This is a genomic window from Paraburkholderia sp., from assembly GCF_036488505.1.
Lineage (GTDB): Bacteria > Pseudomonadota > Gammaproteobacteria > Burkholderiales > Burkholderiaceae > Paraburkholderia.
Map to the genome: position 1 here is coordinate 1 of NZ_DASXHN010000019.1, position 5,865 is coordinate 5,865.

Consider the following 5,865-nt stretch of genomic DNA (forward strand, 5'->3'; position numbering starts at 1 on the left):
TGTCAACTGGACGCGCCGCTTGAACCCGAGTCACGAGCCCGGCAGAGAGCACCCGATCAATTTTTTGCCGAAAATTCGAAAGGTGAATAAATGAATATGCCCAGCGCGGAATTCTCCACGTCGGATACGACCCCCCAACACGAAGCAGACTCTATCGGCGCCACCGTGCTCATGAAAGCACTGGCCGACGAAGCGGTCGAGTTCGTCTGGGGCTATCCCGGCGGCTCGGTACTCTACATTTACGACGAGCTGTACAAGCAGGACAAATTCCAGCACGTACTGGTGCGCCACGAACAGGCCGCCGTGCACGCTGCCGACGCGTATTCGCGCTCGACCGGCAAGGTCGGCGTGTGTCTCGTGACCTCCGGCCCCGGCGTCACCAATGCGGTGACCGGTATCGCGACCGCGTATATGGACTCGATCCCGATGGTGATCATCACCGGTCAGGTGCCGACCGCCGCGATCGGTCAGGACGCCTTCCAGGAGTGCGACACGGTCGGCATCACGCGTCCCTGCGTGAAGCACAACTTCCTCGTGAAGGACGTGCGCGATCTCGCCGCCACTGTCAAGAAAGCCTTCTATATCGCCCGTACCGGCCGTCCCGGCCCGGTGCTGATCGACATTCCGAAAGACGTATCGAAGGCGCCGTGCCAGTACGAACCGCTCAAGAGCGTGTCGCTGCGCTCGTACAACCCGGTCACGAAGGGCCACTCCGGTCAGATCCGCAAGGCGGTCTCGCTGCTGCTGTCGGCGAAGCGCCCGTATATCTATACCGGCGGCGGCATCATTCTCGCGGATGCGTCGCGTGAGCTGAACCAGTTCGCCGATCTGCTCGGCTACCCCGTCACCAACACGTTGATGGGGCTTGGCGGCTATCGCGCGAGCGACAGGAAATTCCTCGGCATGCTCGGCATGCACGGCACGTACGAAGCCAACATGGCGATGCAGCACTGCGACGTGCTGATCGCGATCGGCGCGCGCTTCGACGACCGAGTAATCGGCGACCCGGCGCACTTCGCGTCGCGTCCGCGCAAGATCATTCATATCGACATCGATCCTTCGTCGATCTCCAAGCGCGTCAAGGTCGATATTCCGATCGTCGGCGACGTGAAGGAAGTGCTCAAGGATCTGATCGAGCAACTGCAGACGGCCGAGCACGGCCCGGACACCGCGGCGCTTGCCGACTGGTGGAAGGACATCGAAGGCTGGCGCGCGAAAGACTGCCTGAAGTTCGACCGCGAGAGCGAGATCATCAAGCCGCAGTACGTGGTCGAAAAGGCATGGGAACTCACCGGCGGCAATGCGTTCGTGTGCTCCGACGTCGGTCAGCACCAGATGTGGGCCGCGCAGTTCTACCGCTTCAACAAGCCGCGCCGCTGGATCAACTCGGGCGGCCTCGGCACGATGGGCTTCGGTCTGCCGGCCGCGATGGGCGTGAAGATGGCGCACCCGAACGACGACGTGCTGTGCATCACCGGGGAAGGCTCGATCCAGATGTGTATCCAGGAGCTGTCGACCTGCAAGCAGTACGGCCTCCCGGTCAAGATCCTGTCGCTGAACAACCGCTATCTGGGCATGGTGCGCCAGTGGCAGCAGATCGAATACAGCAAGCGCTATTCGCATTCGTACATGGATGCGCTGCCTGACTTCGTGAAGCTCGCCGAAGCGTATGGCCACGTCGGCATGCGTATCGAGCGCACCGCCGATGTCGAGCCGGCGCTGAAAGAAGCGCTGCGCCTGAAGGATCGCGCCGTGTTTCTCGACTTCCAGACGGATCCGACCGAAAACGTCTGGCCGATGGTTCAGGCCGGCAAGGGCATCACCGAGATGCTCATGGGTTCGGAAGATCTGTAACGGCGGCCCGGCGGCCGGCTTCGTCATGCGCGCCTTCATAAAAGGCGTGAGCGGACGCAGCGGCGCCGCACCGTCCGTGGACATCGACACAACATCTGGAAGAAGCGAAACATGAGACACATCATCTCCGTTCTGCTGGAAAACGAACCGGGCGCGTTGTCACGCGTGGTGGGTCTGTTCTCGGCACGCGGCTACAACATTGAAACCTTGACGGTGGCTCCGACCGAAGACCGTTCGCTGTCGCGCATGACCATCGTCTCCATTGGCTCCGACGACGTGATCGAACAGATCACCAAGCATCTGAACCGCCTGATCGAGGTGGTGAAAGTGGTCGACCTTACCGAGGGCGCCCATATCGAACGCGAGCTGATGCTGATCAAGGTGAGGGCGGTCGGCAAGGAACGTGAGGAGATGAAGCGGATGTCGGATATTTTCCGCGGCCGCATCATCGACGTCACCGAAAAGACCTACACGATCGAATTGACGGGGGCGAGCGACAAGCTCGACGCCTTCATCGAGGGGCTCGATTCCACGGCGATTCTCGAGACGGTCCGCACGGGCAGCTCGGGCATCGGTCGCGGCGAGCGCATTCTGAAGGTCTGACGCGCGGCGCTTCGACGCTTTTCGCGTTGCGGCGCCGTCAGCCGGCGTCACGATCGCGAGGCGGGGCAGCGCACCACCCGCCCGGCTGGCAACACACTATTTGCAGTACCTGAATTTTTCTGAATCATCGAATCTAGCCAAGGAACCGACATGAAAGTTTTCTACGACAAGGACGCCGATCTCTCCCTTATCAAGGGCAAGCAGGTCACCATCATCGGCTATGGCTCGCAAGGCCATGCGCACGCGCTGAACCTGAAGGAAAGCGGCGTGAACATCACCGTCGGTCTGCGCAAGGGCGGCGCATCATGGAGCAAGGCCGAGAACGCCGGCCTGCAGGTCAAGGAAGTCGCGGAAGCGGTCAAGGGCGCGGACGTCGTGATGATGCTGCTGCCGGACGAGCAGATCGCCGAAGTGTATGCGAAGGAAGTTCACGGAAATGCCAAGCAAGGCGCGGCACTGGCATTCGCGCACGGTTTCAACGTTCACTACGGCCAGGTGATTCCGCGCGCCGATCTGGACGTCATCATGATCGCGCCGAAGGCGCCGGGCCACACGGTGCGCGGCACCTACTCGCAAGGTGGCGGCGTGCCGCACCTGATCGCGGTGGCGCAGGACAAGTCGGGCTCGGCACGCGACATCGCGCTGTCGTACGCGGCGGCTAACGGCGGTGGCCGTGCCGGCATCATCGAAACCAACTTCCGCGAAGAAACGGAAACCGACCTGTTCGGCGAACAGGCTGTTCTGTGCGGCGGTACCGTCGACCTGATCAAGGCTGGCTTTGAAACGCTGGTCGAGGCAGGCTATGCACCCGAAATGGCTTACTTCGAGTGCCTGCACGAACTGAAGCTGATCGTCGACCTGATCTACGAAGGCGGCATCGCGAACATGAACTACTCGATCTCGAACAACGCCGAGTACGGCGAATACGTGACGGGTCCGCGCATCGTGACGGCTGAGACGAAGAAGGCGATGAAGGCCGTGCTGACCGACATCCAGACCGGCGAATATGCGAAGAGCTTCATCATCGAGAACAAGGCTGGCGCGCCGACGTTGCAATCGCGCCGTCGTCTGACGGCCGAGCACCAGATCGAACAGGTCGGTGCGAAGCTGCGCGCGATGATGCCGTGGATCGCGAAGAACAAGCTCGTCGACCAGTCGAAGAACTAAGCGCATCGACGCGGAAAACTCCGGCGCGGCGCGTTGGCGCGGCGGCCGGGCGAGTCAAAAAGCCGTCCAAGGGTGCTGAATCCTGGGCGGCTTTTGCTATCCTACGGCTCTCTCGCCAGGATTCTGCTTCACCCGCACTGCCATCGGCAGGTGCACGCAGGTAAAATTGCGGTAACTGATCGCGGTACCTAAGCCGGCCCGGCTCCAAGACCGGGCTTTGTTTGTAGATTCGAGCCGTATGTGGCGAAACTCGCGCATACGGTTCTCAGGGGGCCTCCTTCCGCGAGGAAGCGGGCTTCCCGCAAAAACACAGAAGCCATCCATGAATTACCCTCATCCGATCATCGCGCGAGAAGGCTGGCCGTTCATCGCCATCGCGGCCGTCGTTGCCTTGCTCGTTCACGCGTTCGCGGGGTTCGGCATTGCGTGGATCTTCTGGCTGATCCTGATTTTCATCGTGCAGTTCTTCCGCGACCCGGCCCGGCCGATTCCGACTCAGGCGAATGCGGTGCTGTGCCCGGCCGACGGCCGCATCGTCGCGGTCGAAACCGCGCATGATCCGTATGCGAATCGTGAAGCGCTGAAGATCAGTGTGTTCATGAACGTCTTCAACGTACACTCGCAGCGCTCGCCGGTCGATGGCGCGATCTCCAAGGTCGAATACTTTCCCGGCGCGTATCTGAATGCCGCGGTGGACAAAGCGTCGCTCGAGAACGAGCGCAATGCCGTCGTGATCGAAATGGCCGGCGGCCAGACGGTGACGTCGGTGCAGATCGCCGGTCTGATCGCACGGCGCATTCTTTGCTATGTACGCTCCGGCGAGCCGCTGACTCGCGGTCAGCGCTACGGGTTCATCCGCTTCGGGTCGCGCGTCGACGTGTATCTGCCGGTGGGCAGCCGTCCGCGCGTGTCGATCGGCGAGAAGGTGTCGGCGTCGTCCACGATCCTCGCCGAGCTGTAAAGCGGCATACAGGAGGTTGTCCGAATGGCCGCATTCAAACCGCGTCGCCCCCGTAGCAGCGGACCGCTGCCGCGGCCGTTTCGCCGCAACAAGCCGGTGGTGACGGACTTGCCGGTCGCCGACAGCCGGCGCGCGCAGCGTCAGCAGTTCCTCCGCAAGCGCGGCATCTATCTGCTGCCGAACGCGTTCACGACCGCGGCGCTGTTCTGCGGCTTCTTCGCCGTCGTGCAGGCGATGAACGTACGCTTCGAGATCGCGGCGATCGCGATCTTCGTCGCGATGGTGCTCGACGGCATGGATGGTCGCGTCGCACGCATGACGCATACGCAAAGCGCGTTCGGCGAGCAGTTCGACAGCCTGTCGGACATGGTGTCGTTCGGTGTGGCACCCGCGCTCGTGATGTACGAATGGGTCCTGAAGGATCTCGGGCGCTGGGGCTGGCTCGCGGCGTTCGTCTACTGCTCAGGCGCGGCGCTGCGACTTGCGCGTTTCAACACCAACATTGGCGTCGTCGACAAGCGCTTCTTCCAGGGTATGCCGAGCCCCGCCGCCGCGGCGCTGATCGCCGGTTTCGTGTGGCTCGCCACCGACAACCGCGTGCCGCTCAAGCTGGTGTGGTTGCCGTGGGTCGCCTTTGTGCTGACCATCTACGCCGGTGTGACGATGGTGTCGAACGCGCCGTTCTACAGCGGCAAGGCGCTCGATGTGCGGCACCGCGTGCCGTTCGGCGTGATTCTGCTCGTGGTGGTGGCGTTCGTGCTGGTGTCGTCCGATCCGCCGCTGATGCTGTTCGGCCTGTTCGTGCTGTACGGTCTGTCGGGCTATGTGTTCTGGGGCTACCAGGCGCTGCGGGGCAGGGCGAATCCGGCTCGGTCCGTGGCGCGGGACAGGTAATGGCGCAGCTTCGTTACATGAACGTGACATGAGAAAACGGCAGCCTTCGCAGGCTGCCGTTTTTCGTTGTCGAGCCCGTCCGACGGCGCGCGGCAGGCAGGTCCGACGCCAATTGCACGGCGACGGGAATGCCGCTATAGTCGTTGGATAAATGCGTTCAGGTTCCCATTTGAGCTGCAGCACGAGCCTCAACAAGCTGGTGCGCCGCGGGTGCGCTAGTGCTGGCGCATCTGGCGCGCTGATCGCCTATCGTTTTCCGCCCTCCGTCTGCCTCGTCTGCGGCTTATAGCGTCGCCAACGGTGGCGCAAAACGCCCGAATTCCAATATCCGATCCCCACAATTGAACGACTCCCCAGGAGACCCGACATGGCCGACAAACTGATCA

At 62.3% G+C, this 5,865-nt stretch carries 5 protein-coding genes; all 5 read left to right on the top strand.

Annotated elements, in window-relative coordinates; all coding sequences use genetic code 11:
* Nucleotides 1–90 precede the first annotated feature (90 nt).
* The 5 genes from VGH68_RS01260 (at nucleotide 91) to pssA (ending at nucleotide 5,479) form a co-directional block, all read left to right on the top strand.
* Nucleotides 91–1,854 (top strand): acetolactate synthase 3 catalytic subunit, encoded by a 1,764-nt coding sequence (locus VGH68_RS01260; protein ID WP_331601691.1) that lies wholly within the window; start codon nucleotides 91–93, stop codon nucleotides 1,852–1,854.
* A 111-nt stretch (nucleotides 1,855–1,965) separates the two neighbouring features.
* Complete coding sequence (gene ilvN, locus VGH68_RS01265) at nucleotides 1,966–2,457, top strand: acetolactate synthase small subunit (RefSeq protein WP_025602412.1); 492 nt, start codon at nucleotides 1,966–1,968, stop codon at nucleotides 2,455–2,457.
* Between the two features lie 150 nt (nucleotides 2,458–2,607).
* The gene (ilvC, locus tag VGH68_RS01270; RefSeq protein ID WP_331601692.1) at nucleotides 2,608–3,624 is read left to right on the top strand and encodes a ketol-acid reductoisomerase; all 1,017 of its coding nucleotides are present in this window, start codon (nucleotides 2,608–2,610) and stop codon (nucleotides 3,622–3,624) included.
* A 322-nt stretch (nucleotides 3,625–3,946) separates the two neighbouring features.
* Nucleotides 3,947–4,585, top strand: coding sequence for a phosphatidylserine decarboxylase (locus VGH68_RS01275; protein WP_331601693.1), 639 nt, complete (start codon nucleotides 3,947–3,949; stop codon nucleotides 4,583–4,585).
* A 24-nt stretch (nucleotides 4,586–4,609) separates the two neighbouring features.
* Nucleotides 4,610–5,479: a CDP-diacylglycerol--serine O-phosphatidyltransferase gene (pssA, locus tag VGH68_RS01280; RefSeq protein ID WP_331601694.1), complete on the top strand. Its 870-nt coding sequence runs from the start codon at nucleotides 4,610–4,612 to the stop codon at nucleotides 5,477–5,479.
* The last annotated feature ends 386 nt before the right edge of the window (nucleotides 5,480–5,865 follow it).